The organism is Arthrobacter koreensis, from assembly GCF_035792275.1.
GTDB lineage: Bacteria > Actinomycetota > Actinomycetes > Actinomycetales > Micrococcaceae > Arthrobacter_B > Arthrobacter_B koreensis_A.
Map to the genome: position 1 here is coordinate 198,171 of NZ_JAMWKK010000003.1, position 26,986 is coordinate 225,156.

The 26,986-nt window shown below is 66.9% G+C and carries 24 protein-coding genes and 2 tRNA genes; 11 read left to right on the forward strand and 15 right to left on the reverse strand.

What is annotated here, in order from left to right; genetic code table 11:
• Window positions 1-67 precede the first annotated feature (67 nt).
• The 8 genes from NGB94_RS04455 to asd all read left to right on the forward strand — a co-directional run bounded on the left by NGB94_RS04455 (window position 68) and on the right by asd (window position 8,855).
• The gene (locus NGB94_RS04455) at window positions 68-2,293 is read left to right on the forward strand and encodes an RNA degradosome polyphosphate kinase (protein ID WP_325789336.1); all 2,226 of its coding nucleotides are present in this window, start codon (window positions 68-70) and stop codon (window positions 2,291-2,293) included.
• Window positions 2,290-3,339 carry an NUDIX hydrolase gene (locus NGB94_RS04460; protein ID WP_418910608.1) on the forward strand — a complete coding sequence of 350 codons (1,050 nt, stop codon included), beginning with the start codon at window positions 2,290-2,292 and terminating at the stop codon, window positions 3,337-3,339. Before NGB94_RS04455 ends, NGB94_RS04460 begins: the two co-directional genes overlap by 4 nt.
• Window positions 3,340-3,430: 91 nt before the next feature.
• The gene (locus NGB94_RS04465) at window positions 3,431-3,955 is read left to right on the forward strand and encodes a ferritin (RefSeq protein WP_325789338.1); all 525 of its coding nucleotides are present in this window, start codon (window positions 3,431-3,433) and stop codon (window positions 3,953-3,955) included.
• A gap of 140 nt (window positions 3,956-4,095) precedes the next feature.
• Complete coding sequence (locus NGB94_RS04470; RefSeq protein WP_325789339.1) at window positions 4,096-5,811, forward strand: hypothetical protein; 1,716 nt, start codon at window positions 4,096-4,098, stop codon at window positions 5,809-5,811.
• A complete protein-coding gene (locus NGB94_RS04475) occupies window positions 5,808-6,209 on the forward strand; it encodes a GntR family transcriptional regulator (protein WP_325789340.1) in 402 nt (133 codons plus the stop codon). The genes NGB94_RS04470 and NGB94_RS04475 overlap by 4 nt, the downstream gene beginning before the upstream one ends.
• Window positions 6,206-7,012 carry a thymidylate synthase gene (locus NGB94_RS04480; RefSeq protein WP_263127466.1) on the forward strand — a complete coding sequence of 269 codons (807 nt, stop codon included), beginning with the start codon at window positions 6,206-6,208 and terminating at the stop codon, window positions 7,010-7,012. The genes NGB94_RS04475 and NGB94_RS04480 overlap by 4 nt, the downstream gene beginning before the upstream one ends.
• Window positions 7,013-7,025: 13 nt before the next feature.
• Window positions 7,026-7,703: a dihydrofolate reductase gene (locus NGB94_RS04485; protein ID WP_325789341.1), complete on the forward strand. Its 678-nt coding sequence runs from the start codon at window positions 7,026-7,028 to the stop codon at window positions 7,701-7,703.
• Window positions 7,704-7,712: 9 nt separating this feature from the next.
• A complete protein-coding gene (asd, locus tag NGB94_RS04490) occupies window positions 7,713-8,855 on the forward strand; it encodes an aspartate-semialdehyde dehydrogenase (protein ID WP_325789342.1) in 1,143 nt (380 codons plus the stop codon).
• Window positions 8,856-8,948: 93 nt separating this feature from the next.
• Here asd and NGB94_RS04495 read toward each other — a convergent pair whose 3' ends face one another.
• The 9 genes from NGB94_RS04495 to NGB94_RS04535 form a co-directional block, all read right to left on the reverse strand.
• Window positions 8,949-10,190, reverse strand: coding sequence for an MFS transporter (locus tag NGB94_RS04495; RefSeq protein ID WP_325789343.1), 1,242 nt, complete (start codon window positions 10,188-10,190; stop codon window positions 8,949-8,951).
• Window positions 10,191-10,215: 25 nt separating this feature from the next.
• Window positions 10,216-10,698 carry a MarR family transcriptional regulator gene (locus NGB94_RS04500; protein WP_325789344.1) on the reverse strand — a complete coding sequence of 161 codons (483 nt, stop codon included), beginning with the start codon at window positions 10,696-10,698 and terminating at the stop codon, window positions 10,216-10,218.
• Window positions 10,699-10,832: 134 nt separating this feature from the next.
• A complete protein-coding gene (locus tag NGB94_RS04505; protein ID WP_325789461.1) occupies window positions 10,833-11,906 on the reverse strand; it encodes a UDP-N-acetylmuramate dehydrogenase in 1,074 nt (357 codons plus the stop codon).
• A 5-nt stretch (window positions 11,907-11,911) separates the two neighbouring features.
• On the reverse strand, window positions 11,912-12,343 hold the full coding sequence (locus NGB94_RS04510; protein WP_325789345.1) for a MaoC family dehydratase: 432 nt from the start codon (window positions 12,341-12,343) through the stop codon (window positions 11,912-11,914).
• A 2-nt stretch (window positions 12,344-12,345) separates the two neighbouring features.
• Complete coding sequence (locus NGB94_RS04515) at window positions 12,346-12,795, reverse strand: FAS1-like dehydratase domain-containing protein (RefSeq protein WP_325789346.1); 450 nt, start codon at window positions 12,793-12,795, stop codon at window positions 12,346-12,348.
• Window positions 12,792-13,022 carry a hypothetical protein gene (locus NGB94_RS04520; protein ID WP_325789347.1) on the reverse strand — a complete coding sequence of 77 codons (231 nt, stop codon included), beginning with the start codon at window positions 13,020-13,022 and terminating at the stop codon, window positions 12,792-12,794. The genes NGB94_RS04515 and NGB94_RS04520 overlap by 4 nt, the downstream gene beginning before the upstream one ends.
• Window positions 13,023-13,080: 58 nt before the next feature.
• Complete coding sequence (locus NGB94_RS04525) at window positions 13,081-13,992, reverse strand: DUF2797 domain-containing protein (protein ID WP_325789348.1); 912 nt, start codon at window positions 13,990-13,992, stop codon at window positions 13,081-13,083.
• A 101-nt stretch (window positions 13,993-14,093) separates the two neighbouring features.
• The gene (locus NGB94_RS04530; RefSeq protein WP_325789349.1) at window positions 14,094-15,569 is read right to left on the reverse strand and encodes an aldehyde dehydrogenase family protein; all 1,476 of its coding nucleotides are present in this window, start codon (window positions 15,567-15,569) and stop codon (window positions 14,094-14,096) included.
• Window positions 15,570-15,602: 33 nt separating this feature from the next.
• Window positions 15,603-16,793, reverse strand: coding sequence for an acyl-CoA dehydrogenase family protein (locus tag NGB94_RS04535; protein WP_325789350.1), 1,191 nt, complete (start codon window positions 16,791-16,793; stop codon window positions 15,603-15,605).
• 125 nt (window positions 16,794-16,918) lie between these two features.
• On the opposite strand from NGB94_RS04535, the gene NGB94_RS04540 reads away from it, so the two are divergent.
• The gene (locus NGB94_RS04540) at window positions 16,919-18,442 is read left to right on the forward strand and encodes a PucR family transcriptional regulator (RefSeq protein WP_325789351.1); all 1,524 of its coding nucleotides are present in this window, start codon (window positions 16,919-16,921) and stop codon (window positions 18,440-18,442) included.
• Here NGB94_RS04540 and NGB94_RS04545 read toward each other — a convergent pair.
• The 5 genes from NGB94_RS04545 to NGB94_RS04565 all read right to left on the reverse strand — a co-directional run bounded on the left by NGB94_RS04545 (window position 18,427) and on the right by NGB94_RS04565 (window position 22,776).
• Window positions 18,427-19,641 carry a CoA transferase gene (locus NGB94_RS04545; RefSeq protein ID WP_325789352.1) on the reverse strand — a complete coding sequence of 405 codons (1,215 nt, stop codon included), beginning with the start codon at window positions 19,639-19,641 and terminating at the stop codon, window positions 18,427-18,429. The genes NGB94_RS04540 and NGB94_RS04545 overlap by 16 nt on opposite strands.
• A 174-nt stretch (window positions 19,642-19,815) precedes the next feature.
• A complete protein-coding gene (locus NGB94_RS04550) occupies window positions 19,816-20,382 on the reverse strand; it encodes a type 1 glutamine amidotransferase domain-containing protein (protein ID WP_325789353.1) in 567 nt (188 codons plus the stop codon).
• 91 nt (window positions 20,383-20,473) lie between these two features.
• Complete coding sequence (locus NGB94_RS04555) at window positions 20,474-22,345, reverse strand: AAA family ATPase (protein WP_325789355.1); 1,872 nt, start codon at window positions 22,343-22,345, stop codon at window positions 20,474-20,476.
• 212 nt (window positions 22,346-22,557) lie between these two features.
• Window positions 22,558-22,631: transfer RNA gene (locus tag NGB94_RS04560), tRNA-Met, on the reverse strand.
• 73 nt (window positions 22,632-22,704) lie between these two features.
• Window positions 22,705-22,776, reverse strand: a tRNA-Thr gene (locus NGB94_RS04565).
• 265 nt (window positions 22,777-23,041) lie between these two features.
• On the opposite strand from NGB94_RS04565, the gene NGB94_RS04570 reads away from it, so the two are divergent.
• Window positions 23,042-24,406: a GAF domain-containing serine/threonine-protein kinase gene (locus NGB94_RS04570; RefSeq protein WP_325789357.1), complete on the forward strand. Its 1,365-nt coding sequence runs from the start codon at window positions 23,042-23,044 to the stop codon at window positions 24,404-24,406.
• A gap of 46 nt (window positions 24,407-24,452) precedes the next feature.
• Window positions 24,453-24,737 (forward strand): PLDc N-terminal domain-containing protein, encoded by a 285-nt coding sequence (locus tag NGB94_RS04575; RefSeq protein WP_325789358.1) that lies wholly within the window; start codon window positions 24,453-24,455, stop codon window positions 24,735-24,737.
• A gap of 49 nt (window positions 24,738-24,786) precedes the next feature.
• Here the strand turns inward: NGB94_RS04575 and NGB94_RS04580 are convergent, their stop codons facing one another.
• A complete protein-coding gene (locus NGB94_RS04580) occupies window positions 24,787-26,703 on the reverse strand; it encodes a DEAD/DEAH box helicase (RefSeq protein ID WP_325789360.1) in 1,917 nt (638 codons plus the stop codon).
• Window positions 26,704-26,986 lie beyond the last annotated feature (283 nt).

Sequence of the window (26,986 nt, forward strand, 5' to 3'; positions counted from 1 at the left end):
ATGAGGGCCTTCGCCGCCTGCGATGCAGGGGGCAATTGGCCTGCCAGAACTGCCAGGGAGAAACACTATGGATTCCGACACTGCAGCCGGCGCACGGTCGCCCTTTGGGTCATCCGAGGCAATGCCTGCACCGCGGGCCACACAGGACCGCATCGATATTCCGGATTTTGGGCCGGCCCTCCTGCCCAGCGGTGACATTACCCCGGAGCGTTTCCTGGACCGGGAAATCAGCTGGCTCCATTTCAACGCCAGGGTGCTGGAACTTGCCGAAGACCCGGACCTCTACCTGCTGGAACGGGTCAACTTCCTCTCCATTTTCGCTTCCAACCTGGACGAGTTCTTCATGGTCCGGGTGGCGGGCCTGAAGCGCCGCATCGCAACGGGACTGGCCGTTCCTTCCGCCGCGGGCCTGAGCCCGGTGGAACAGCTGGAACAGATCACCGAAGCGGGCTACCGGCTGCAGCAGCGCCATGCCGAGGTCTTCGCCCGGCAGATCCGTCCGGCCCTGGAGAAAGAGAACATCCACCTGGTGGGCTGGAGCGATCTTGACGACGCTTCCAAGGCCCAGCTGCACCGCCAGTTCGCAGCCAAGGTCTTCCCCATCCTCACCCCTCTGGCAGTAGACCCGGCCCATCCCTTCCCCTACATTTCCGGGCTCTCCCTGAACCTCGCCGTCGTGGTGCGCAACCCGGTCAGCGGCAAGGAGTTCTTTGCCCGCGTGAAGGTCCCGGACCAGCTGCCGCGCCTGATCTCGGTGGACGGACCGCGTGCCGGGAACGTTGCCGGCCGCACTGCCCGGTTCATCCCGCTCGAAGACGTCATCGCCGAGCACCTGGACCAGCTGTTCCCCGGCATGGACGTGGTGGAGCACTACACCTTCCGGGTAACCCGCAACGAGGACCTGGAGGTCGAAGAGGACGACGCCGAGAACCTGCTGCAGGCGCTGGAGAAGGAACTGCTCCGCCGCCGGTTCGGACCGCCCGTCCGGCTGGAAGTAACACCGGACATCAATCCGAGCATCCGCCAGCTGCTGGTACGTGAGCTGGGAGTCGAAGCGGACGAGGTCTACACGCTTCCCGGCCCGCTGGACCTGCGCGGCCTGAGCCCGATCAGCCAGATCGACCGTCCGGACCTGCACTACCCGAAACAGGTTCCGCACACTTCCCTGCACCTGAAGGAATCCGAAACGTCCAAGCCGGCGGACGTCTTCGCGGCCATGCGGCGCCGGGACATCCTCCTGCACCACCCCTACGATTCGTTCTCCACATCGGTACAGGCCTTCCTGGAACAGGCTGCCGCCGATCCCCGGGTGCAGGCCATCAAGCAGACGCTGTACCGGACGTCAGGCGACTCCCCGATTGTGGATGCGCTCATTGACGCCGCTGAATCGGGCAAGCAGGTGCTTGCCCTGGTCGAGATCAAGGCGCGCTTTGACGAACAGGCGAACATCTCCTGGGCCCGGAAGCTGGAGCAGGCCGGCGTCCACGTGGTCTACGGCATCGTGGGCCTGAAGACACACTGCAAGCTTTCGCTGGTGGTGCGCCAGGAAGTTGACGGGCTGCGGCGCTACTGCCACATCGGCACCGGCAACTACCACCCGCGCACCGCCCGCTACTACGAGGACCTGGGCCTGCTCACCGCGAACGAGAAGGTCGGCGAAGACCTGACCAAGCTGTTCAACCAGCTCTCCGGGTACGCCCCCAAGTCCACGTTCAAGCGGCTCCTGGTGGCACCCCGTTCGGTGCGTTCGGGCCTGATCGACCGGATTGAACGCGAGATCGCCAACAAGAAGGCCGGGCTGGACGCCCGGGTCATCATCAAGGTGAACTCGATGGTGGATGAGGCGATTATCGATTCCCTTTACCGGGCATCCCAGGCCGGGGTTCGCGTAGACGTGATCGTGCGCGGCATCTGCTCGGTGCGCCCCGGCGTACCCGGGCTCAGCGAGAACATCACCGTCCGGTCGATCCTGGGCCGTTTCCTGGAGCACTCGCGTGTCTTCGCCTTCGCCAACGGCGGCGATCCCGTGGTGTACATCGGTTCAGCGGACATGATGCACCGCAACCTGGACCGCCGGGTGGAGGCCCTGGTCCAGCTGGGTTCCGCCGAGGACATCGCCGACCTGATCGAACTCATGGACCGTTACCTCGATCCCGGAACCGCCAGCTGGCATCTGGACGCGGACGGGATCTGGACGCGGCACCACATGGATGACGAAGGCAACCCGCTTGAGGATGTGCAGTCCTGGCTGCTCGCCTCCCGCTCGCGCCAGCGCGCACTGGCCCGCCGCTGATGCACACGGAGGAGCCCGCTGCGGAAAACCTGCCGCTGGACACCCCCGGGGGTGGAAGGGACACACCGGAGGACACCGCTGCGCTGCTGCTGGACGGCCGGACGACGGCCCTGGACCTGGCCGGGGAACCCAAGGTCATCGCTGCCGGGGCCCTGTGCTGGCGGGTGCGCGGCGACCAGCTTGAAGTGCTGCTGATCCACCGGCCGCGCTACGACGACTGGTCCTGGCCCAAGGGCAAGCTGGATTCCGGGGAAACCATTCCCGAATGCGCGGTGCGGGAAGTCAAAGAGGAAATTGGCCTCGATATCCGGCTGGGCATCGCCCTGCCGGAAACACGGTATCCGGTCTCTTCCGGGATCAAAGCCGTGCACTACTGGGCAGCCAACGGAACGAACGCCAAACCCCGGCCGGACGGCAAGGAAGTGGACGGAGTCCGCTGGTGCTCCCCGGAGGAAGCGGCGGGACTCCTGACCAATCCCACCGACCGGCTGCCGCTGGAAGCCCTCGTCACCGCTTTCCGGGCCGGCGACCTTGAAACCTGGCCGCTGATCATCGTCCGCCATGCCAAGGCCAAGCCGCGTTCGTCCTGGGCCCGGGCCGAAGGCGACCGGCCGCTGGCTGCCACCGGCCAGCGGCAGGCGAAGGCCGTTGCCCGGCTGCTGCAGGCATGGCATCCGGACCGTGTGGTCTCCAGTCCCTGGCTGCGGTGCGTGCAGACCATGGGCCCGTATGTGAACACGCGGAAACCAAAGTTCAAGACGGTGGACGCCATCACCGAGCACAACGCCAAGCGCAAGCCCGCCAAGGCACGGCTGGCCGTGGATAACCTGTTCGAGAAGGCCCGTGCCGTGGCGCTGTGCACGCACCGCCCGGTGCTTCCGCTGGTCTTCGGCGTCCTTGCAGACCAGATGCCGGACCGGATGGCGGCGCTGCTGCCTGAAAAGGACCCCTATCTGGCACCGGGCGAGATAGTCGTGTGCCAGGTCAGCCGGCGCAACCCCCGCCGGGTGGTCTCCCTGGAACGGTACCGGCCCTTCGACGACTAGTGTCCGGGCACGCTGCTGAGGCAAGCCAAGCCTTGGCGAGCTAAGCCTATCCGTCCTTTTCTGCGCAGGTCAGCGGGCATATTGTGGCTCCATGAGCAAATTCACTGATCTTCTGGAAGCCCAGATTGGCAACGAATTCAACGCGTCGCAGCAGTACGTGGCCATGGCCGTGTACTTCGACGGCGAAGACCTTCCCCAGCTGGCCCGCCACTTCTACGCCCAGTCAGTCGAAGAGCGGAACCACGCAATGATGCTGGTCCAGTACATGCTTGACCGTGACCTGCCGGTCCGTATCCCCGGCGTCGATCCGGTGAAGAATGACTTCAGCGACGTCGTGGAGCCGATCGCGCTGGCCCTGGCGCAGGAGAAGCAGGTCACCTCCCAGATCGAGGCGCTCTTCGCAGCAGCACGCGAGGAAGGCGACGCACTGGGCGAGCAGTTCATGCTTTGGTTCCTCAAGGAGCAGGTGGAGGAGGTTGCCTCCATGAGCACGCTGCTGACCGTAGCCCGCCGCGCTGACAACCTGTTCGACCTCGAGAACTTCATGGCCCGCGAGCGCGTGGGCGACGGCGGAGACGACGCCGGCGCTCCCGAAGCTGCCGGCGGCGCCCTCTAACCACCGAAAGGCCAGTTGCGGCTGCTTTCAGCCCTGAAAAGAGCCGTAACTGGCCTCTCGGTGGACGGGCAGGGGTTGACCCCCGGAGTTATGTACCAGAGACTTGGCACAATCTGACATTCAGAGCTCCGGGGGATCCTATGGCTGCGGCCGCACTGTCTGTTCTTGGCACCATTGCCTTCTGCGCCGCCGTCGTTGCTTTTGTGGTGCTCACGGTCCGGCCCAGGCCCGGGACTGATCCGCGGACTGTTACCGAAGCGGCACAGAAGTACGCCCGCCGTATCGGCATGGTCGCCCTGGGCACAGCCCTCTGGCTCCCGGGAGTGCTCCAGCCCGTGCTCCGGGAAACCGGCGGCGAGCTCTGGTGGAACGGGCACTATGCCCTCTCCTCCGCAGTGGTCCAGCTGGGCGCTCCCACAGTCTTCGCCCTGGGCGTACTGGTGGCCGGTGAACTGACCTGGCCCCGGCCGCGGGGATCGGTCCGCACCGCCCGTCTGGAGCACCGCGGAGTCATCGCCCTGGTCCCCCGCTACATGACCGCGGTGGCTGGCTTCTTCCTGGCCTACAACCTGCTTATCCTGGCGACGACGCTGGCCCGGGACCCCGGATCCGCGTCCGCACAGCAGCTTTTGGCAGGCTGGGCGCCGTGGCTGCTGCTCACCGTGGCAGCGGTGGCCGGCGTCCTCATGCTCATCTCCGTGCGGCCCGTGGTTCCGGGCACGGCACCCGAAGCCGACGCCGCACTCCGCCTGGCGTCGGCCCATCGGGTCCTGCGCGCCGCGGCCGGGGTCATGATCATGCTTGCCTGGTCCGGAGGCGTCTTCCTCTCGAACTACCCGAATCCACCCGGACTCAGCGCGGGCGGTGAAGCGCTGCGGTATGTATCCCTCTGGATCACCTTCGGCGGCATCCTGGCCCTCCTGGTCCGGGCGCCCAGGATTCCCCTGCCGGAGCCGTCCAATGCCGACGGCGCTCCCCCTCCCTCTTCTCCCCTGGCGGTGAAGGCCACTGCCACGAGCCTCCGCCTGACGATTGCCGGACCGGCAGCCGCAGGCGCCCTCGGGATCGTCGTGTTTGGGCTGGCCATGGAGCACCGGATGGCCGCAGTCCTCGCCCTGGCTGCCGCGGCGGTCACCTTCACGGCGCTGTGCGCGGTGACCGAATATACCCATGCGCGCCGTATCCGGAGGATTCATCCCACCGCGGAAGCGCTGGATGAGGAGTCCGCAGACTTCCTCCGCCCGCCGCGCTGGCTCAGGTGGACCGGCACAGCCGGGGCAGCGCTGACCCTCTGCATCCTCCTGGGCGCGGCATTGCTCAGCCCGTCCATTGACCGCGCGGCCCGGAGCTACGCCGAAGATGAAGCCGGCATCCGCAGCGTCCCGGGTCTGCCGTCCGCGGGACAGGCAATTGTTCCCGAGCCCTTCTTCGAGTGGCGGTTTGCCCTCGGCTCCGCCCTGCTGGTCCTGCTCCTGCCGCTGGTCACCGATCTGGTGTCCCGGAAGGTTCTGGCCCGGCCTGCGCTGCCCGGAGACCGGGACGTTGACCTGAGGCTGCGCCGGGTGGCGCTGTTCCGCCTGGCCCGGACCAGTACCGCAACCTGTCTCGCGGCCGCGGGCCTGGTGCTCACCGATGTCTCCCGCCAGAGCCGCTGGGCTACCACTTACGCTCCGGACATCGATCTTGAACCGCCGCTGGACTGGCTGGCTCCGCTGGTCCAGCAAAGCAGTGCGGTCAGCACCCTCCTGCTGCTCGCCGCTGTTGTGGTGGCGTGGCGCCAGTTCGGCCCGTCGCATTTCCCGGATGATCCGCGCTACGCGGAGCAGGCAGACCTCCCTCCGGCGCAGCGGGCATGAGCGCACAGATCCGGGTGGATCTGGCCTCTCCCGTTCCGCCGTATGAACAAATCCGTTCGCAGGTGAGTTCCCTCGCAGCAGCGGGAATCCTGGCACCGGGTGACCGGCTTCCCACCATCCGCACCCTGGCCGCGGACCTTGGCGTGGCTCCGGGCACGGTGGCCAGGGCTTACAAGGAACTCGAGTCCGAGGGAACCGTCACAGCGCTGCGCCGCCGGGGCACCGTCATAGCGCAGCGTGCTGCTGCGCCTGCCGGCGAACCGGGAGGTGTCCCCGCCGAGGTGGGCAACGCCGTCGGACAGCTTGCGGAGGCGGCACGCCGGCACGGGGTTCCCGACGCCGTTGTGCTCAGCCTGCTGGCTTCAGCCATGAGCCGCCCTACTAGACTGGAGCCGTGACCACGATTCCCACACCGTACGAAGACCTGCTGCGCGACATCCTGGCGCACGGCACCCCGAAATCCGACCGCACGGGCACCGGAACGCGCAGTGTCTTTGGCCGGCAGATGCGCTTTGACCTCAGCGAGTCCTTTCCGCTGATCACCACCAAGCGGGTGCACTTCAAATCCGTGGCGCTGGAGCTGCTGTGGTTCCTGCGCGGAGACTCGAACGTGCGCTGGCTGCAGGAACGCGGCGTCACCATCTGGGATGAATGGGCGGACGACGACGGCGAGCTGGGGCCGGTCTACGGCGTCCAGTGGCGCTCCTGGCCCACACCGGACGGCGGCCAGATCGACCAGATCGCCAAGCTCATTGACGGTTTGAAGAACAACCCGGACTCGCGCCGGCATATCGTCACTGCCTGGAACCCGGCAGAGGTGGAGAACATGGCGCTGCCGCCGTGCCACGCGATGTTCCAGTTCTACGTCGCGGACGGCAAACTCTCCTGCCAGCTCTACCAGCGTTCGGCTGACACCTTCCTGGGCGTGCCCTTCAACATCGCTTCCTATGCGCTGCTGACCCTGATGGTGGCGCAGCAGGTGGGCCTGGAACCGGGCGAATTCGTCTGGACCGGCGGCGACGTGCATATCTATGACAATCACCTGGACCAGGTCACAGAGCAGCTGTCCCGTTCACCGTTCCCGTATCCTAAACTGCGGCTGAGGCGGAAGCCTGCCAGCATTTTCGACTACGAGCTTGATGACTTCGAGGTCCTGGACTACCAGCACCACCCCGGCATCAAGGCACCTATCGCCGTGTGAAAGGGCACCCGTCTTGACTGAATCGAACAGGTTCGCTGATTCCACCCGTTACTATCCCGTTGGCCGCGCCGGCGAAGAAGGGCTGGAACTCGACGACGCCCTGGCAGCCCGGGGCTACGGGAACACCGGTGTGCCGCTCGTTGGCATGATCTGGGCCCAGACCACGGACGGCGTGATCGGCAAGGACGGCGGGATGCCCTGGCACCTGCCCGAAGACCTCGCCCACTTCAAGGCCAGCACCCTGGGCCACCCGGTGATCATGGGCCGGCGCACCTGGGAGTCCTTCCCCGAAGCGTTCCGTCCGCTGCCGGGGCGGAAGAACATTGTGATCTCCTCCCGCGAAGGGCTGGCCGCCGAGCTGGAACCGGCGGGCGCCGTCGTCGTACCCTCCCTGGAAGCGGCGCTGGAAGCGGCCGAAGGCAGTGACGGCGGCAGCCGGATCTGGATCGTCGGCGGATCCCAGGTGTATGCCGCCGCTGAGCCCCTGGCGGATGTTGCGGTTGTCACTGTGATCAACACCGCGACCGACGGCGACAGCTACGCGCCGCACCTGGGCTCGGACTGGACGTTCAGCGGCGTCAGCCCGGCGCAGGACTGGTACACATCAGCGAACGGCCTGCAGTACCGGTTCGCGCTGTGGACCCGGAACCGGAACGTAACCGAGCAGGACGGCCGCCAGCCCCTGCCCTAGACTGAAACCATGACTTCAGCAGCTTCTTCTGTTCCCACCGCGGGCTTCGTCGGCTGGCGGGGCATGGTCGGTTCCGTCCTTATGCAGCGCATGCAGGACGAAGGTGATTTCGACCTGATCAACCCCGTCTTCTTCTCCACCTCGAACGCGGGCGGCGCAGCGCCGTCCTTTGCCGAAGGTGCCGGTGCCCTGCAAGACGCCTACGACATTGAGACGCTGGCCAAGCTGCCGATTATTGTCACTACCCAGGGCGGTGACTACACCTCCGAGGTGTACCCCAAGCTGCGCGACGCCGGCTGGGACGGCCTCTGGATTGATGCCGCCTCCACGCTGCGCATGGATGACAGCGCGATCATCGTGCTGGACCCGGTTAACCGGGACGTCATCGACGCCGGTTTGGCCCGCGGAGTGAAGAACTTCGTGGGCGGCAACTGCACCGTGTCCTGCATGCTCATGGGCCTGGGCGGACTGTTCCGCAACGGGCTTGTGGAGTGGGGCACGTCCATGACCTACCAGGCAGCTTCCGGCGGCGGCGCCCGGCACATGCGCGAACTGCTCAACCAGTTCGGCGCGCTGAACTCCGCCGTGGCAGCGAACCTGGCCGATCCGGCGTCGGCCATCCTGGAGATCGACCGCGCAGTACTGGCCCAGCAGAAGGATCCCTCCATGGGCTCCTCCCAGTTCGGCGTTCCGCTGGCCGGCTCAGTGATCCCGTGGATCGATGCCGACCTGGGCAACGGCCAGTCCAAGGAAGAGTGGAAGGGCGGCGCGGAGACCAACAAGATCCTGGGCCTCGGCTCCGATTCCGGCCGGATCCCCTTCGACGGGCTCTGTGTCCGCATTGGCGCCATGCGCTCACACTCCCAGGCGCTGACCCTGAAGCTCACCGAAGACCTGTCCGTCGCCGAGATCGAGCGGATCATCGACGCGGACAACCAGTGGGCCAAGGTGGTTCCGAACACCAAGGAAGCCACCATGGAACAGCTCACCCCGGTAGCCGTGACCGGCACGCTGGACATTCCGGTGGGCCGGATCCGCAAGCTTGAAATGGGACCGGAGTACATCAGCGCGTTCACCATCGGCGACCAGCTGCTCTGGGGCGCCGCGGAGCCGCTGCGCCGGATGCTGCGCATCGCCACCGGCAACCTGTAGGCCTGAAACCTTAATGACTGAAGCCGTCCGTTTGGAGTTCCAAACGGACGGCTTCTGTCATGAGGCGCGGCTTCGTGCGCGCCTGCAGGCAAGCTAGTCTGCGCCGACGGCGGCAGCCGCTTCGGGTACGGCGTGCGGATCCGGGTCACCCGCCCCGCTGCGCAGGAGCAGCAGTCCCGCAGCCGCCGCACAGCAGATCGCTCCTATCCAGAACGGCGCCCGCATGCCCAGCCACTGCGCAACGTGCCCCACCAGGATGGCTGAGACTGCGCCGCCGAACCAGCGAAGGAAGTTGTAGCCGGCGCTGTTCACAGCACGCGGGCCCGCCCCCGAACTCATCGCCGTGCCGGTGAAGAGGGTGTTCAGGATGCCTGAGAAGATGCCCGAGACGATGATGCCAATCACCACAACGGCCTTGTTCCCGGCAGCCATGCCCAGCAGTACCAGGGCGTAGATGAGCACGGTAATCACGGCTCCGCCGCGTTCACCGAACCAGCCGGCCACCTTCGGTGCCAGCACCACGGAGGAGACCGCCACGCACAGGCCCCAGCCGACGAAGACAAAGCCGACGAAGAAGGCGCCCTCCTCCAGGACGAAGGGCGACCAGGCGATGATCGAGAAGAACGCGGCGGTATAGAACGCGGAGCCAAGGGAAGTCATCAGCAGGTTCCGGTTCCGCAGCGCCAGGATCGGATCAATGAGCCGGATCTTCTGCCGCGCGGATTTGTCCTTGTCCTTCGCCAGCAGGGCAGTGCAGAGGATGACGCCGATGGCCATCAGCACTGCGGTCCCGGCGAAGGGCCCGCGCCAGGAGATGGTGCCCAGCACTGCGCCCAGGAGCGGCCCGACGGCGAGCCCGACACCCAGTGCTGCCTCATAGAGCAGGATCGCCCCGGCCTGCCCTCCGGCGGCGGCACCGACGATCACGGACAGGGCTGTGGCGATAAAGAACGCGTTGCCAAGTCCCCAGACGGCCCGCAGCCACACGAGCGTCTCGATGCTGTTGGCGAGCGAACAGGCCCCCGCCGCCAGGACAATTAGCACCAGTCCTGTCACCAGCGTGCGTTTGGCACCGAAACGGTAGGACATCACGCCGGTCAGCAGCATGGCCAGGACCTGGACACCGAGGTAGGAACCGAAAAGCAGGGTGGTTTCAGTGGGAGACGCGCCGAGTTCCTCGGTGATGGTGTTCAGGATGGGGTCCACCAGCCCAATGCCCATGAATGCGATCACGGCGGCAAACGCCGTGACCCACACCGTTTTCGGCTGGCCGCGCAGCGCGTCCGCGAGCCGTGGATGTGCGGATGCCTCCCGCACGGCTGCAGCTTTACTCATATTTGTGGTGCCTTTCGAAGTGTCTTTAGCCGTCCGCTAAGTGACGGGAGCCGGGCTGGTCAGCCTCCGGCGCATCCGGTCCCAGGGACAGAAGCCGGGTGACTGCCGGAACGGCGTCCCGGAGGAGTCTGCGGTCCTCTTCGGGGAGCCGCTCGAGCAGCAGGGCAAAGGAGTGGTTCCTGCGCTCCACAAGCTCATCCACCTGCCGGCGGCCTTTCCCGGTCAGGTCAATGACGACGGCGCGCCGGTCGGCTGGATCGGCACGGCGTTCCACGAGGCCCAGTTTGACCAGCCCGTTGACCACTGAAGTGGCGGAGGGCAGCTGGACGCCTTCCAGTGCGGCAAGCTCACCCATCCGCAGCGGACCGCGGTCCACGAGGGTGCTCATGACCGAGGACTGTGAGGCCGTCAGGTCCCAGCCCGGAATCCGGCGGCGGCTCAGATGGTAGAGCCGGGGCAGCATCGGGCGCAGCTGCTGTGACAGCTGCAGGGACTCATCGAAGCTCATAGTTAAAGATTCTAAGTATTCGAAGGTCTAAGTACAATTTCTCCGCGGTGCTGAAACAGCCCGAGACAGCAGAAAACTGCCCGTTGGAGTTCCAAACGGGCAGTTTCTGCTGTCTCGGTGACTGGGGAAGAGCGCTACAAAGCGCAGTTGATCAGCAGCGGTTCCGGGTGCAGCCGGATGCCAAAGCGGTGCTCGACGCCGTCGGCCACCGCACGGGCAACGGCCAGCAGGTCTTCGGCCGTTGCGCTGCCGCGGTTGGTGACGGCCAGGGTGTGCTTGGCGGAAAGCGATGCGCGGCCGCCTGCGAGGCCCTCCCCGGCGGTGCCCGGGAGTCCGAACCCCTTGCCGAAACCTGCATGCTCGATCAGCCAGGCTGCGCTGAGCTTGACCATGCCCGGTTCAGCAGCCGGATAGCGCGGTGCTTCGGCAGGCAGCCGGTCTGCATCCGGTGCGGGCAGAATGGGGTTCGTGAAGAAGGACCCGGTGCTGTAGGTGTCCGGATCCGCAGGATCCAGGACCATTCCCTTTCCGGCCCGCAGGCGCAGCACCTCGCGGCGGACGTCGGCGGCATCGGCGCTCTCGCCGACCTCGACGCCCAGGGCGCGTGCCAGCTCGGCGTAACGAACGGGGACACTGGCCGTCCCCTTGGTCAGAGCGAACTCCACGCTGAGGACAACGTAGCGCGGAGATCCGTTCACCGTGGTGCGCTTCAGCAGCGAATCACGGTAGCCGAACCCGAGTTCAGCCGCGCCGAAACGGCGCCGGGAGCGTTCCCGGCGGTCCCAGGCAAGGACCGAGACAATGCTGTGCGAGACGTCGGAGCCGTAGGCACCCACGTTCTGCACCGGCGTCGCCCCTGCCAGCCCGGGGATTCCGGAGAGCGCTTCGAGACCCGCATAGCCTTCGGCCACAGTCCTGGCCACGAGGTCATCCCAGGGATGTCCGGCCTGGACGTCGACGACGGCAGTGCCGCCGTCGCCTTCCCGGAACTCGATCCCGCGGTTGCCAATGTGCACCACGGCGCCGTCGAAACCTGCATCGGAAATGAGCAGGTTGGAGCCGCCGCCAACGATCAGCAGGGGCTCGGAGGCTTCATCCGCCGCGCGGACCATGGAGACAAGCTCATCGGGGGTTTCGGCGTTCAGGTAGCGCCTGGCCGGCCCGCCCACGCGGGATGTCGTGAGGGATGCAAGCTGCATCGAGGTCAGAGCGCTCACCAGACCCGCACAACCGCCTGGGCCTTGACCAGTACCTTCTGGCCGTTGAACGTCACTGCCAGATCGATCCTGGCGGTGGAGTTGTCCGCATCGACGGCGCCAACCATGCCGGTGATTTCGACGACGGCACCCGGGGCGTCATCCACGTCCTCGACGGTGACCGGGCGGGTGAAGCGGGTCTGGTAGTCCAGGACCGCTCCCGGGTCCCCGATCCAGTCCGTGACCAGCTGGACGGCAGCTCCCATGGTGAACATGCCGTGGGCAATAACCCCGGGCAGGTCCACGGAGCGTGCAAAGCGTTCGTTCCAGTGGATCGGGTTGAAGTCTCCCGACGCTCCGGCATAGCGGACGAGGTCCGCGCGGCTGATTTCCAGGGTGGTCCGGCCAATTTCCTGCCCGGCCTGCAGTTCACTCAGTGCAATGGACATGGCTACTGGCCTTCTCCCCGGACGAGGATCGATGAGACCGTGGTGGCGACCTTCTCGCCCTCCACAGTGGAGATTTCCGCGCGCGTGGTGACCAGGGCGCCGTCGCCCATCGCCCGCACGGTGTCGACATGCAGTTCCGCCAGCAGTTCATCGCCGGCCACGATCGGGCGGTGGTGGGTGAAGCGCTGGTCTGCGTGGACCACGCGGGAGAAGTCGATGCCGGCATCCGGGTCCCGGATCAGCTGGGCGTCGGCCTGCTGGGCCACGATGATCGCGAACGTGGGCGGGGCAACCAGGTCGGCGTAACCGAGCTTCTGCGCCGCAGCGGTCTCGAAGTGGGCCGGGCTGGTGGCCTTCACGGCACGGGCGAACTCCCGGATCTTCTCGCGGCCCACCTGATAGGACTCACCGGCGGGGTACCTCCGGCCCTGCAGTTCGGGGTTGATGCTCATTTGTTTCCCTTCATCCGGCGTCGGGCGTCACGGGCTCGCACCACCATACCGCTCAGGTGAACGCTCATACCCACAACAATCACCGGCAGGGCCAGGTACATGATGACCTGCTGGTTGGTCACCGCGCCCAGAATGACCATCAGGATTCCCGCGCCGGTCACTGAAAGTGCAACGACGACGAGGCGGCGGTAGAGCGGAGAACCGGTTTCCCAGGGGGTGTTAAGCATGGCTTCAGAATACAGTCGCGGTGCCGTGGGCACCGAAACGGCGAAGCACTCCCGACCGTCAGAAGAGCGGCTGCTGAAGTGCAGGCAGGCCGGTGCGGAAGTCCCCGAATTCGATCCGCTGGCCCTTGAGGGCGGTGAGGTCAGCGAGGAAACAGAGTCCGGCGTCGTCCGTTGCTGCGAGCGCAGTGCTGCCCAGCATGCCGCGGATCACCAGTCCGTGCTCGCCGGCGGAAAGCGGCAGCGGGTAGAGGCCCGGAGCAGGCTCTTGAAGGACTGTCCGGAACGCGTCCGGCCGCGGCCAGGCCTCCTTCACTATCTCGAAACCCTCCGGGTCCCGGTCGAACAGGACTGCCCTGGCGGCGTCGGCGTGGCCAGCGTTGACGGCGGCGAGTTCAGCCTCCGGCAGCGGAGCAGCCAGGGCCGCGCATTTGTGTCCCGCGCGCACGGCCTGCGGCAGGTCAAGTGCGGCGGAAATCTCGTCCTCCAGGACCCGGACCTGCAGCCCGTTGGCAGCGCGGGCGACATACTGGGCGGCGAGGGCGCCCTGCTCAGTCAGGCGCAGCACTTTCCTCCGGTCGGCTGCAGTGCCGACCTTGGTGGTTCCGTCCGCGAAGGTAGCAATGTAGAGCCACTGCGGGCGGGCGAGGTAGCTCCGGAGCCCGGCAGGCAGCCCGCCCCCGCGGTGGCTGTTGTGTACCAAACGGCCCTCGTCCTGGAAGAAGCAGCGTTTGCACTGGTAGCCCCGCTCCGCAGCGGCATTGGCCGGGCAGGAGTGGGACCTGCGTCCGCTTTCTTCCACCAGTTCGTAGCCCAGGCAGTAGCGCGCGGCCTCGGACCGGACCCGGAAACGCAGTTCCGACCCGGGAGCGAGCCTCAGCACGGCCCTGTTCCCGCCGGGCTGGACCAGGCGCAGGAACGCTCCCTCGCCGTCCCAGGCCGTGCCGCCGCACAGGTACATCGAGTCGGTCATACGGCGGGGCCTCCGGAATGCTAGGGGTTCCATTTCACGGTATCGCACGCAGACAGTCCCGCCCGCGCCGGGCCCGGGGCCGGATTCCTCCGGGCAGGGCCCTAGGCGGGTGTGCCTCCGCGCAGGTAGACCGTGGTGGTGTGGGTGAAGAACTCCTTGGCGGACTGTCCCTGTTCCTTCGGACCGTACCCGGATTTCCGGGCCCCGCCGAACGGAACATGCGGGTCGGCCCCGGCAGATTCGGAGTTCACGTGCAGGATTCCGACGTCGATGCCGTCCACGGCGCCGAGCACCCGCGTGATGTCCTGGGTGAAGACGGCGGCGGAGAGCCCATATTCGCCCTGCCCTGCCCACTCGAAGGCCTGTGCGGCACCGCTGGCGCGGCGGACTGCGAGCACCGGGCCAAACAGCTCCTCGGTCCACGCGGGGTTGGACTCCGCGGCGTCCGCCTCTGCGGGCAGTTCAAGGACGGTCGGCGGAACGAATGCCGCCCCGGCGTCCTCGGGCAGGCTGCCCTGGAACGCCAGACGGGCACCGCCGGAAAGCGCTGCATCGATCCCCCGCCGCACACCCTCCGCCGCGGACCCGGACACCAGCGGTCCCATCTGGACGAACGGATCCGCCGGGTCGCCGGTTCTCCACTGCTGCAGCCTGCCGGTGAGCCGGGCCAGGAAGTCATCAGCGATCGGCTCCTCCACGATCAGCCGTGAGGTTGCCGTGCACTTCTGGCCGGTCGAGCGGAACGCACCGAAGAGCACCTGCTCCGCGGCCAGGTCGAGGTCCGCGCCGGCCAGGACCACCGCGGCGTTCTTGCCGCCCATTTCAGCCTGCACCGGCACTCCCCGTGCCGCGCCGGCCGCGGCCAGCCTTCGGCCAACTCCGGTGGACCCGGTGAAGGTGAGGCCGTCCAGCAGCTGATGTTCCACCAGGGCCGTGCCCAGCGCACCCGATCCGGCCACCAGGTTCAGCACACCCTTGGGCAGCCCCGCTTCATCCAGTGCCTCGGCCAGGCGCTGGGCCAGCAGGGGTACCGTGCTGGCCGGTTTCCAGACCACGGTGTTGCCGTAGACCAGGGCCGGGGCGATCTTCCACGCCGGAATCGCAATGGGAAAGTTGAAGGGCGTAATGACGCCGATGACGCCCAGCGGTTTGCGTACCACGAGGATCTGCTCCCCGCGCCGCGGCGAGGAGAACACTTCACCGGCTGCCCGGTCCCCTTCATTCCCGTAGTAGCGCAGGATCTGCGCTGCCCGCGCAACCTCTCCCCTGCCCTCGGCCACGGTCTTGCCTTCTTCCCGGGCGAGCTCCAGCCCAAGTGCGTCCGCAGCCGCGTCCAGTATTCCGGCGGCACGGACCAGGATGGCACCGCGTTCGTGCATGGGTGCCGCGGCCCAGGCCCTGGCCGAGCCGGCGGCAGCCTCCACGGCCCGCTCCAGCTGTTCCGGAGCCGCCTGCCGGCCGGCGGCCACGGTTTCCGCCGGCCGGGCAGGGTTGGACGAGACGAGGTCTGCGCCGTCGCCGTCTTCCCACTTGCCGGCGATGAACTGCCGCAGGGCGGCGGGGATGCTGTTGGCCAAGGCCTTCTCCTGTGCTGGGTGGAACGGTGCAGGCTAGCGGAAAGCGGGGACTCCGGTGAGCTGCTGGCCGAGGATCAGGGTGTGGACCTCATCCGTGCCTTCATACGTCCGCACGGACTCAAGGTTGTTGGCGTGGCGCAGCGGCGAGTAGTCGAGGGTGATGCCGTTGCCGCCCAGGATGGTCCTGGCCTCCCGGGCAATGGCGATCGCTTCCCGGACGTTGTTCAGCTTGCCCACGGAGATCTGGTGGTTCTGCAGCGATCCGGAGTCCTTGAGCCTGCCCAGGTGCAGCGCCAGCAGGAAGCCCTTGTTGATTTCCAGTGCCATGTCCACCAGCTTCTGCTGGGTGAGCTGGTAACCCGCCAGCGGCTTGTCGAACTGCAGCCGGTCCTTAGAGTAGGCCAGTGCGGCTTCAAACGAATCCCGGGCTGCTCCCATGGAGCCCCAGATGATCCCGTAGCGTGCCTCATTGAGGCAGGCGAAGGGTCCGCGCAGGCCCCGCGCATCAGGAAGCACGGCGTCGGAGGGGAGCCGCACGCTGCTGAGTTCGATTTCGCACTGGATGCTGGCCCGCATCGAGAGCTTGGGTTCAATCGGGGTGGCCGTGAAGCCGGCCGTATCGGTGGGCACAACAAAGCCGCGGATGCCGTCGTCGGTCTGCGCCCAGATCACCGCCACGGAGGCGACGTTGGCCAGGCCGATCCAGCGCTTGGTGCCGTTAAGGACCCAGTCGCCGCCCTCACGCCGGGCGAAGGTCTTCATAGCCGAGGGGTCGGAACCTGCCGTGGGTTCGGTGAGGCCGAAACAGCCGATTTCCTCGCCCCGCGCCATGCCCGGAAGCCAGCGGGTCTTCTGTTCTTCGGACCCCCATTTGGAGATGGCGCTCATGGCCAGTGAGCCCTGAACGGACACGAAGGTCCGCAGCCCTGAATCCCCTGCCTCGAGTTCGGCGCCGGCCAGACCGTATTCGACAGCCGAGCGGCCGCTGCAGCCGTATCCGTGCAGGTGCATGCCCAGCAGTCCCAGCTTTCCCATTTCCGGAACAATTTCCAGCGGGAAGTGCGCCGCTTCGAACCAGCCCGCAATGTTGGGCCGGATTGCTTCATCCACAAAACTGCGGACCTTTGCCCGGAGTTCCAGCTCCCCGCTGCTCAGCAGGGAGTCAAAGCTGATCAGGTCGGAGGGATCCAGGGTTTCCGGGGCCGGGACAGCTGTGGTGCTCATGGTGCTCTTCTCTCTTGGAATGCCGGCGGCGAGGTGAGGGACATCAACACACGCTACGGAGGCGCGCGACATGCGTCATTGAGCATTCGGGCCAATTTATGGGCGTATACCGGATGATTTATCCCATGGTTTCCCTTGCTGAGCTCTGCACCGTCCTCGGGACACATCTGATACCCGTCAACGGACGGTCCCTTCCCGCCCGGGACCTGACCGGCGTCCACGTTTCAGAGCTTGAGGATCCCACGCCCTACCTCGACGGCGGTGAACTCCTGCTCACTACCGGAATGCCGCTGGGTGGAAACCCTGCGGCCACGGGGCGTTATGTCCAGCGGCTTCGCAGCAGGGGGGTCCATGCCCTGGGAATTGGGCTGGGGCCGTGGCTGGCTTCGGTGCCGGACTACTTGTCCGCGGCGTGCGACGAGGCGCAGATCCATCTGCTGGCAGTGCCCGACGGCGTGCCGTTCCAGAACGTCTCCCGTGCCTTTTGGCGGCTCTCAGCCCGGACCGGCGAGGCGGAGCTGCTGGGGAGCCTTGGCACGCAGACATCGCTTGCGCAGGCAGCGATGCGTCCGGGCGGCGCCGCTGCCGTCATCCGGGGCCTGGCACAGGCCCTGGGCGGCTGGGCGGCCTTCCTCCCCTCCGGCGCAGAGCCGGCACGGTACTGGCCCGAAAGCACCGTCACGCTGCTTCCCCTGCTGCGGGAGGAGACTCTTCGGCTGAACCGTGCCGGCACTCATGCAGCGGCGACGTTCGAACTGCACGGACAGCCGGTGGTGGAGTACCCCATTTCGGCCGGCGGCCGGATTCACGGTTTCCTGGCCGTGGGGCCCGGCCGGAAGCTTGCTGCACCGGACCGTCAGGTGATCATGACGGTCTGCACCCTCCTGGCGCTGAAGGCCCGTCAGCGGGAAGCTGCCTCGGATGCGGCCGCGGTCCTGGAGGCGGCGGTGGCCAAGCTTGTGCTCCACGGCCACACGGAAGCGGCCCGGATCCTGGCTGAGGACGCCGGGCATCCCGAGCTGCCGCGGCGGATGAGGGTCCTGGCACTGGCTGCGCCCGGTGATTCCGTCCCCGGTCAGCTGCTGCTCGCGGCACCGGCCCTGAAACCCGCGCCGGGAGTGCCGCCGCTGACGGCCCGGCTGCCGGACTGCACGCTCCGCCACGAACGGGACGGGGTGCTGTATGTGCTCCTGCCCGAAGACGGGAGCACCGGGGCCGGGGACACCGGCGCCGGGACCAGCCATGCCTGGAACGAAGCCGCGGATGTGCCGGCGGAGCCTGCCGAACTGTCCGGGGCTGTCAGCGATCCGGTGAGCCTGTCGGAAGTTCCGGGTGTGCTGCCGGGCCTGCGCCGCGCACTGGCCCAGGCCCCGGCCGGAACGCTCGCCGGAACAGCGGCGCCTGCCCATGCAGCAGCACAGGCCTGGGTGCAGGAGTTGGCCGGGTATTCCCGGGCGGACCTGGTGGGAACAGTCACCGAGTACCTGCGGCACCGGGGGCACTGGGAGAACGCCTCGCGTGCGCTGGGCATCCACCGCAACTCGCTGCGGCACCGGATGGCCCTGGTCTCGTCACTGCTGGGCGTCGACCTGGATGATCCGGATGTGTTCGCGCCGCTGTGGCTGGAACTGCGTCAGCGCGAGGCGTAGCGTCCGTCCGCCGCGGCGTCACCGGGCGGCTCCTGCAGCCACTTCAGGACGTCTTCCGTGTGCTGCCCCAGCCTAGGCGGGGCATCGGCCCGCGGGGCGAGGGCAGGCTCCCACAGCGCCGGGTGCCGGATCTGCCGGCCAGCCGGAGCGCCGTCGGCGTCCCGCAGCTCAAGCACCGGATCCAGTCCCAGGGATTCGGCGTAGGCGATCCCCTCATCTATGCCGGCGACCTTACCGGCAGGGATTCCGGCCCGGCTCAGCCGTTCCTGCCAGTGGGCGGCCGGGGCCGCGGCCAGCCGCTCCTCCAGCAGCGGAATCAGTTCCCCCCGGTGCTTCACCCGGGCACTGTTGGTCGCGAACCGCTCATCATCTGCAAGTCCGGGAGCGTCGAGCTCCCGGGCCAGGGCGGTGAACTGCGAATCGTTGCCGCACGCCACCGCCAGCGGAACGTCTGCACAGCTCAACAGCTGGTACGGGACGATCGACGGGTGGGCGTTGCCCATGCGGCCGGGCACCACGCCGGCTCCAAGATAGGCCTGGGCCTGGTTGGCCAGTGCTCCCTGCAGGCTGGAGAGGAGGTTCAGCCGGACATGGCTTCCCCTGCCCGTGGCGGTCCGGGCGTGCAGCGCGGCCAGTACCGCGGTGGCGGCGTCCTTGGCCGTGAGTACGTCAACCAGGGCCACTCCGGCTTTCATCGGCGTCCCGCCGGGCTCGCCGGTGATGCTCATCAGCCCGCCCAGGGCCTGGACCACAAAGTCGTAGCCGGGCAGGTCCCGGCCGCCCCCGTCGCCAAAACCGGAGATCGAGGCATACACCAGGCCTGGATTCGCCTTGCTCAGTTCCGCGTAGCCCAGTCCCAGCTTCTCCAGGCCGCCGGGTTTGAAGTTCTCCACCAGCACGTCAGCCCGCAGCGCCAGCTCCCGGGCGAAGCGCACCCCGTCTTCATCGGCAAGGTCCAGGCAGACGGATTCCTTGTTCCGGTTCACGGACTCGAAGTAAGTTGCCCCCGTGCCGGACCACGGCGGTCCCCAGCTGCGGGTGTCGTCTCCGGTTCCGGGCCGTTCAACCTTGATGACCCGTGCTCCGAGGTCTGCCAGTGTCATGGTGCAGAGCGGACCTGCCAGGACCCGGGAAAAGTCCGCCACCAGGATTCCTTCCAGCGGCCGCTGGCCGTCCGGCAGCTTCTCTCGGCTGGTCACACGTGCTCCCCTTCGCTGGATTCCTTAGTCTCCCCCACCCTAGGTGTGCACGGCGGAAAGGACTTGGACGTCTCATCCAACCAGGTGGTCAAGCTGTACAGGCCGCGACCGGCTGCGGACAGCACTCCGCCCCGGGAGCCTGACGGCTGCCGGGGCGGAGCGTGAAGGGAAACGTCAGGCGTGCTGCCCTGCGTGCTGTCCTTCGGAGATCTCTTCGACCACCTTGGCGTTGAATGCTTCAAGGTCGTCCGGGGTGCGGCTCGTGACCAGGCCCTGGTCCACCACCACCTCTTCGTCGCTCCAGTTGGCCCCTGCATTGCGCAGGTCTGTGGCCAGGGTGTGGAAGGAGGTGAGGTCACGTCCCTTGACCACCTCGGCGTCGATCAGCAGCCACGGTCCGTGGCAGATCGCTGCCACCGGCTTGCCGGCCTCGAAGAAGTCCCGGGCAAAGCGCTGGGCATCCTTGTTCACGCGCAGGTAGTCGGCGTTGATGACGCCGCCGGGCAGGACCAGTGCATCGAAGTCTGAAGCGCTGGCATCCGCCACGTCCAGGTCCACGGTGAAGGTGTCACCCTTGTCCACGCCGTTGAAGCCCTGGATGCTGCCGCTGGACGGCGAAACCAGGACCGGTGATCCACCGGCTTCCTTTACGGCTTCCCAGGGGCTGGTGAGTTCGACCTGCTCCACGCCGTCCGTGAGCAGGAAAGCGACCTTCTTGCCGGAAATATCATGTGCTGACATTTTGCCTCCGTTCGTGGTCAGGCGGTCCGGTCTGAACCGCCTCTGCCCTCTACCCTAGGAAAAAACAGCAATGATAAGCAAGCTGATCTTTCTACAGGCCTCCGGCTACGGCTGCCGCTGCCCTCAGCCAGGCACGCTGGGTGGCGGGCCGGAGCGAGGCGTAGCGGATCTGGCCCTTCACCAGCGCAGGGTCGTACGGAATGGTCACGGCCGCGCGGGCCAGCACCTTGAACGCCTCGGCGACCCTCCGCGCCTGCGCCTCAGTGCCGTTGCGGTCGGCCTGGGAAACAATGACGACGGCGCCGCGCGCCAGTTCCGCATACTTGCCGCCGCGTTCCTGCAGCGCTTCAAGCAGCAGTGCGCCCGCCTCGGCGTGTTCCTCAACGGTGGTAGTGGCAATGACCAGCTGGTCGGTGTGGTCGATCATCCGCAGCCAGCGTTCGGCGCTTTCGTCGTTGCCTGAATCCACGACGTTCAGGCGGAAGTACTTGGACGCCACTGAGTGCAGCGCGTCGAAGTCCGCCTTGGTGACCTTCTGCTCCGAGGCCAGCACGTTCGGATTCGAGCGCAGGACGTCGTACTTGTCATCCGTCTGGTGGTGGACGAACTTCGCCAGCATGGCCGACTGCGCCGCCGGGGAAAGCAGCAGCCCGGTCTCAGGCAGCAGGTCCATGACGGTGGCGTCATGCTGTGCCTGTTCCGTCCGCCAGCCGAGGGTGCCCCGGGTTTCGTTGTTATCCCACGCCAGGACCGGACCGCCGCCGTTGCGTGCAAAGATGGCGGCCAGCATGACGGTGGTGGGGGTTTTGTTCGCCCCGCCCTTGCCGTTGACCACGGAGATGGTACGCGGCCCAGGCCAGTGCTGGCTGACGATCCGGGTATCCCGGCGTTCCTCCAGCTCCCGGGCAGACGGCGCGATCCGAATGCCCAGCGACGCCAGGAAACCGCGGAATCCGCGCGCGGCAGGGATCTTGGCGGTCTGGGTGTCCAGGAAAGTTGCCCGGCGCACGTCATTGGGCTCCCCGCGCACCGCGGCGCGGGTGCGTTCGCGCAGGTCAACCGGCATCTGGGCAGGCTCCAGAGGCAGGCCGGAAGGATGGCCGGCATACGGCTCAATCGAACCGCTGCCACGGATTTCAATCTCCTGCTGCGGCCCGGCAGGCGGCGCGGCCGGCGGTTCCGGAAGCACGACGGCGAGCCGCTGGCTGTCTTCCCCGGCATCCGGCGCAGGTGCTGGCTGCACCGCGGCCTCAGCCGCTGACTCGGGTTCCACGTCAGCCTCCGGCTCAGGCTCAGGCTCCGGCTCCGGCGCTGATTCGTGTTCGGACCCGGATTCAGGGGCGTCAGCCTGTTCCGTCGCATCCCAGGAAGGTTCCCAGCGCGGCTCGGCGCCCGGGGACTCAGCGTCCGTGGACTCAGCATCCGTGGATACCGGAGCGGGCGGCTCCGGCGCATACTCTTCGGCCGGCCAGTCCAGCTGCGGTGTTTCGGGCATCTGCGGCTCCTCGCGGCTGGCCTGTTCCTGGTACGTTTCGGCTTGCCACGGCTCATCGGTGCGCAGCGCTGTTTCGAGCTCCCCCGGCACAGGCGCACCGTGCGCGGTTTCGGGGGCGCCGTCTTCCCGGTGGCGGAATCCCGGCTCCGGATCCTCCGGCGCTTGCGGGCCGGCAGCGTCCTGTTCGTCGACCAGCACCGAAGGCGATCCGTCCACGGCATACCCGTTACCGGCGTCGGGCGCTGCGCTGCTCCCCCAGGACCTGAGCTCAGCCCGGGCACGGCGGCGGGTCAGAGGGGCTTCCTCGTCCCGGGCCGGAGGCTCGGCACGGCCCGGGGCGCGTCCCTGCGCCTGGCGCCGTTCCCCGGCACTGTCCGCCGGAGCGGATCCCTCGCGGCTTTGCACTGCCCGCCGGGCGCGCCGGGTCGGCAGGGCCTGCTCTTCAGCGGCAGGGTTCTTCTCTGTCATCGGGTCTGCATCTTTCGTTCCGTGCTCGGGCGATTGACTTAGGACGGCGCTCTCCCAGTGATCCTACAAGCCGCCCCCGTTCCGCCCGGGCGGAGCGCTGCGTGTCACACCCACATTCCGGCGGGCCAAATCCACCGGTGCGGCGCACACGGCAGTGTCCCGGAAAGCAGAAAACCCCCGGGAATCTCGCGGATCCCGGGGGTTTTTCTCTGTAGCGGTGGGGAGGCTCGATCTCCCGACCTCACGATTATGAGTCGTGCGCTCTAACCAACTGAGCTACACCGCCATAAATGAGTCAAGCCCGCGTGCTTCGCCTAGTCTTGAACAACAGGCTTACAAACGCGGACCCTCCCATTGAGAGCCCCGACCGGGAATCGATCCCGGGACCTCCATCTTACCAAGATGGCGCTCTACCACTGAGCTATCGGGGCATCGCCCCTTACCGGGGCAACGACATAAGACTCTACCAGTACTTTCTCCGCATCACGAAATCGATTCGGGCCAATCCGGTCATCTGTGACCGAAGACACTGTCCATGCAGGTCAGCAGCCTGTCTTGCCGCCCTGGGAGGGCCCGCGACCGTAGAATGGGAAACAGGAAACAACAGGGTTTCCGCTACCGCCGTTTCCCCCGCCGGCAGGATTAGATTCTTACAGGAGTGCGCGGATGCCAAGGCAAATGGGTCCAGGAACGGTTGTGGGCGGCAGGTACCGCCTGCAGGAGCGGATCGGCTCCGGTTCCATGGGATCGGTTCACCGCGCCGTGGATCAACTCCTGGGCCGCGAAGTGGCCGTGAAACTCATCGCTTCCCTTGCCCGCACCGAGGAAGAGCGCAGCCGGAACGAGGCCGAAGCCAAGGTTCTGTCCCAGCTCAACCACCACAGCCTGATCACACTGTTCGACGCCGGAACAGAGGTCTCTCCGTCCGGCACCTCGATTGTGTGGCTGGCCATGGAACTGGTCCAGGGTTCGGACCTGAGCCGCCGGCTGAGCAAGGGCACGCTGCCGCCGCGCCAGGTTGCGTACCTGGCTTACGATCTGGCTATCGGCCTGGACTACATGCACCGCGGCGGCATTGTGCACCGGGACATCAAGCCCGCAAACATCCTGCTCTTCGACTACCGGGAAGATGAGACCCGGCTGCGTGCCAAACTGACCGACTTCGGCGTCGCGCAGATGGCCGGAGACCCCAGCCCCCAGGGCGACGAATTCACCGGTACTGCCGGCTTCATGAGCCCTGAACAGGTCCGGTCGGAGCCCGCCGGTCCACCCAGCGACGTCTACTCACTGGGACTCGTGCTGCTGCGGTGCCTCACGGGGGAACGCGCTTTCCCGGGCATGGCGGTGGAGAGCGCCCTGGCCCGCCTGTTCCGCGGTCCGGTCATCCCGGATTCCGTGGGACCGGAGTGGGCGGGGGTTCTGGAGGCCATGACTGCACTGGAGCCGGGTGACCGGCCCTCCGCCCACGAAGTCTCCGAGGTTATGCAGGACCTCACCAGGGCCGGGCGCGGACGGCGCAGCACCGAGGCGTTCGAAGATCCTGATCGTGTCCGTGCAGCCGAGGAGCTGGGGCCCACTGTTGAAGCCGAAGGTGATCCGGCGCTGGATCGGATCACGGCACTGACTTCCAGACTGCTCGGTGTTCCCGTAGCCGCCGTGTCCATTGTGGGCGCCGACCGGGTGTGGACTGTGTCCGGAAGCGGCACACGGCGGGGTTCAGCGGCAGCCCAGGAGTCTCTGTGCCCGGTTACCGTCCGCGAGGACACCCCGTTCATAGTCGACGATGTGCAGCATGACCTGCGCACCGCTGCTGATCCGCTGGTGGTCGCTTCGCCGGGCTTCGGCTTCTATGCCGGAGTGCCGCTGCGCAATGCTGAGGGGCTGGCCCTGGGCACCCTGTGCGTCATGGACCGCGCGGCGCGCAGCCTCACCGGCGACCAGGAAGCCACGCTGCGCGACCTCGCAGCGCTTGCGGCGGATATCCTGCAGCTACGGCAGGACGTACGGGACGCCCGCGATACCGCTGGCTACGTGCCCGCGGAACCTGCTGTGGCAGACTGACCCGGAACTGCGCCGGCATCCGGCAGCGTTCACAGAGGAGGACACCATGGACCAAGGCGCCAACCCGATAATGCCCATGTGGTGGGAGTTCACAGTCACCGCCATGGGCGCCGTGGTCCTGGTGCTGACCGTCGCGGCGGTCATTTCCCTGGCCCGGCAGAAGAACCTGGCACCGGGCATAAAGTTCCTGTGCCTGCTGGGCGTGCTTGGCTTCCCCGTCCTGGGACCCGCACTGTGGTTCGTCCACCTGTACCGCGCCCACCGAAGCCGCCCCGCTCATCCGGCAGAAGCGGCACGGATGGCTGCCAGCCGGGGAGCCAACCGGCGTTAAACGCAGGTTGGGTGCCCCCTCCCGGGAACACCCAACCTGTTGGCAATTCTTAGTCGCGGAAACGCGGCTTGCCCGCACCGGCACCGGCCGGCTTGCCGAAGCTGCGGTCGCCGTCGAACTTCTTCTTGTACGGACGGTCCGAACCGCGGTCACCGAAGGACCGCTCGCCGTCACGCTTCTTGAAATCCTTCTTGAAACCGCGGTCAGCGCGGTCGTAGGAGCCGCCTTCACGTGCGGGACGGCGTCCCTTGTCCAGTTCCAGGTGGATCAGCTCGCCGCCGATCCGGGTGCGGGACAGGGCGCGCAGCTGGTCCTTGGAAAGGTCAGCGGGCAGTTCCACGAGGGTGTGGTCGGCGCGGATGTCGATGCCGCCGATCTGCGAGGAGGACAGGCCGCCCTCGTTGGCGATGGCGCCCACGATCGAGCCGGGCATGACACGCTGGCGGCGGCCGACGGCGATGCGGTAGGTCGCGTTGCCTTCGGTCAGCGGGCGCGTCGGGCCGCGGGAGCCGAAACCGTCGTTGCGGCCTTCGGAACGCTCGCGCTGGCGGGCCGGTGCCTGCGGAATTTCTTCCATCAGCAGCGGGCGTCCGCCCTGGGCCATGACGGCCAGTGCAGCGGCGATCTCCTCGGCGGGAACGTCGTTCTCGGCGATGTACTTGGTAACCAGCTCACGGAAGACCGAGAGGTCCTCGGAGTTGCGGGTCTCGGTGATCCGCTCGGAGAACTTGGCCAGGCGCTTGGCGTTGACAACGTCAACACCGGGCAGCTGCATGTGCTCGACGGGCTGGCGGGTAGCCTTCTCGATGGCGCGCAGCAGGTACTTCTCGCGCGGAGTCATGAAGAGGATGGCGTCGCCGGTGCGTCCGGCACGGCCGGTACGGCCAATGCGGTGCACGTAGGACTCGGTGTCGTGCGGGATGTCGTAGTTGAAGACGTGGCTGATGCGCTCAACGTCCAGACCGCGGGCGGCGACGTCGGTGGCGACCAGGATGTCGATCTTGCCCTCGCGCAGTGCCTCGACGGTGCGCTCGCGCTGCTGCTGCGGAATGTCGCCGTTGATCGCCGCTGCCTTGTAGCCGCGGGACTTCAGCTTGTCCGCGAGGTCCTCGGTGGCCATCTTGGTGCGCACGAAGGCGATGACGCCGTCGAAGTCCTCGGTTTCGAGGATGCGGGACATGGCATCGAGCTTGTGCGGCCCCATGACCTGCACGTAGCGCTGGCGCGTGTTGGCGCCGGTGGTGGTCTTGGACTTGACCGTGATTTCGGCCGGATCGTTCAGGTACTTCTTGGCGATCTTGCGGATGGCACCGGGCATGGTGGCGGAGAACAGGGCAACCTGCTTCTCGTCCGGGGTGCTGGAGAGGATCTGCTCAACGTCTTCGGCGAAGCCCATGCGCAGCATTTCGTCAGCTTCATCCAGGACCAGGTACTGCAGGTTGGACAGGTCCAGGGAACCCTTGGAGATGTGGTCGATCACGCGGCCCGGGGTACCAACAACAACCTGTGCACCGCGGCGCAGGCCGGCCAGCTGGGGACCGTAGGGGGATCCGCCGTAGACGGGGAGGACGGTGAAGTCGTCCATGTGCACGGCGTAGGAAGTGAAGGCCTCGGCTACCTGCAGGGCGAGTTCGCGGGTCGGGGCCAGGACCAGGATCTGGGTGTCCTTGGTAGGTCCGTTGACCTCGGCCAGCTCAGCCATGCGGGAGAGGGCGGGAACAGCGAAGGCGGCGGTCTTGCCGGTGCCGGTCTGGGCCAGGCCCACGACGTCGCGGCCTTCGAGCAGGACGGGGATGGTGGCTGCCTGGATGGGCGACGGAGTCTTGTAGCCAACGTCGGTCAGCGCAGCAAGGATGCGTGCATCCAGGTTGAAATCGGAGAACAGCACCTGGGCTTCTTCAGCTTCGGCGGCAGTGTTTTCTTCGACAATTTCTTGGGTGTTCTCAGGCAAGGGGATATTCCTCATCAGTGGGGCCGGGCAGCCGGTTCTGGCGGCTGCGAGTACATAAGTCCGGGCACTGTTGCAATCCCAGGCAGGACTCTCCGTCACAGCTGTGGGCCAGTATCACTGGGTTGCGACCGCGGCTCGGTGTGACGATTTCTTTGCCGGCGCTCCCAGGAGATGAATCTGCCCGCATGTTTCATGCGGGCCCCAACACAACGTACCTGCAATGGACTCAAGTCCGCAGGGAAATCAGGGAATACCGGAGTGGGGGATTACTCAAGTGTACGGCATGGCAGCCGCTTAC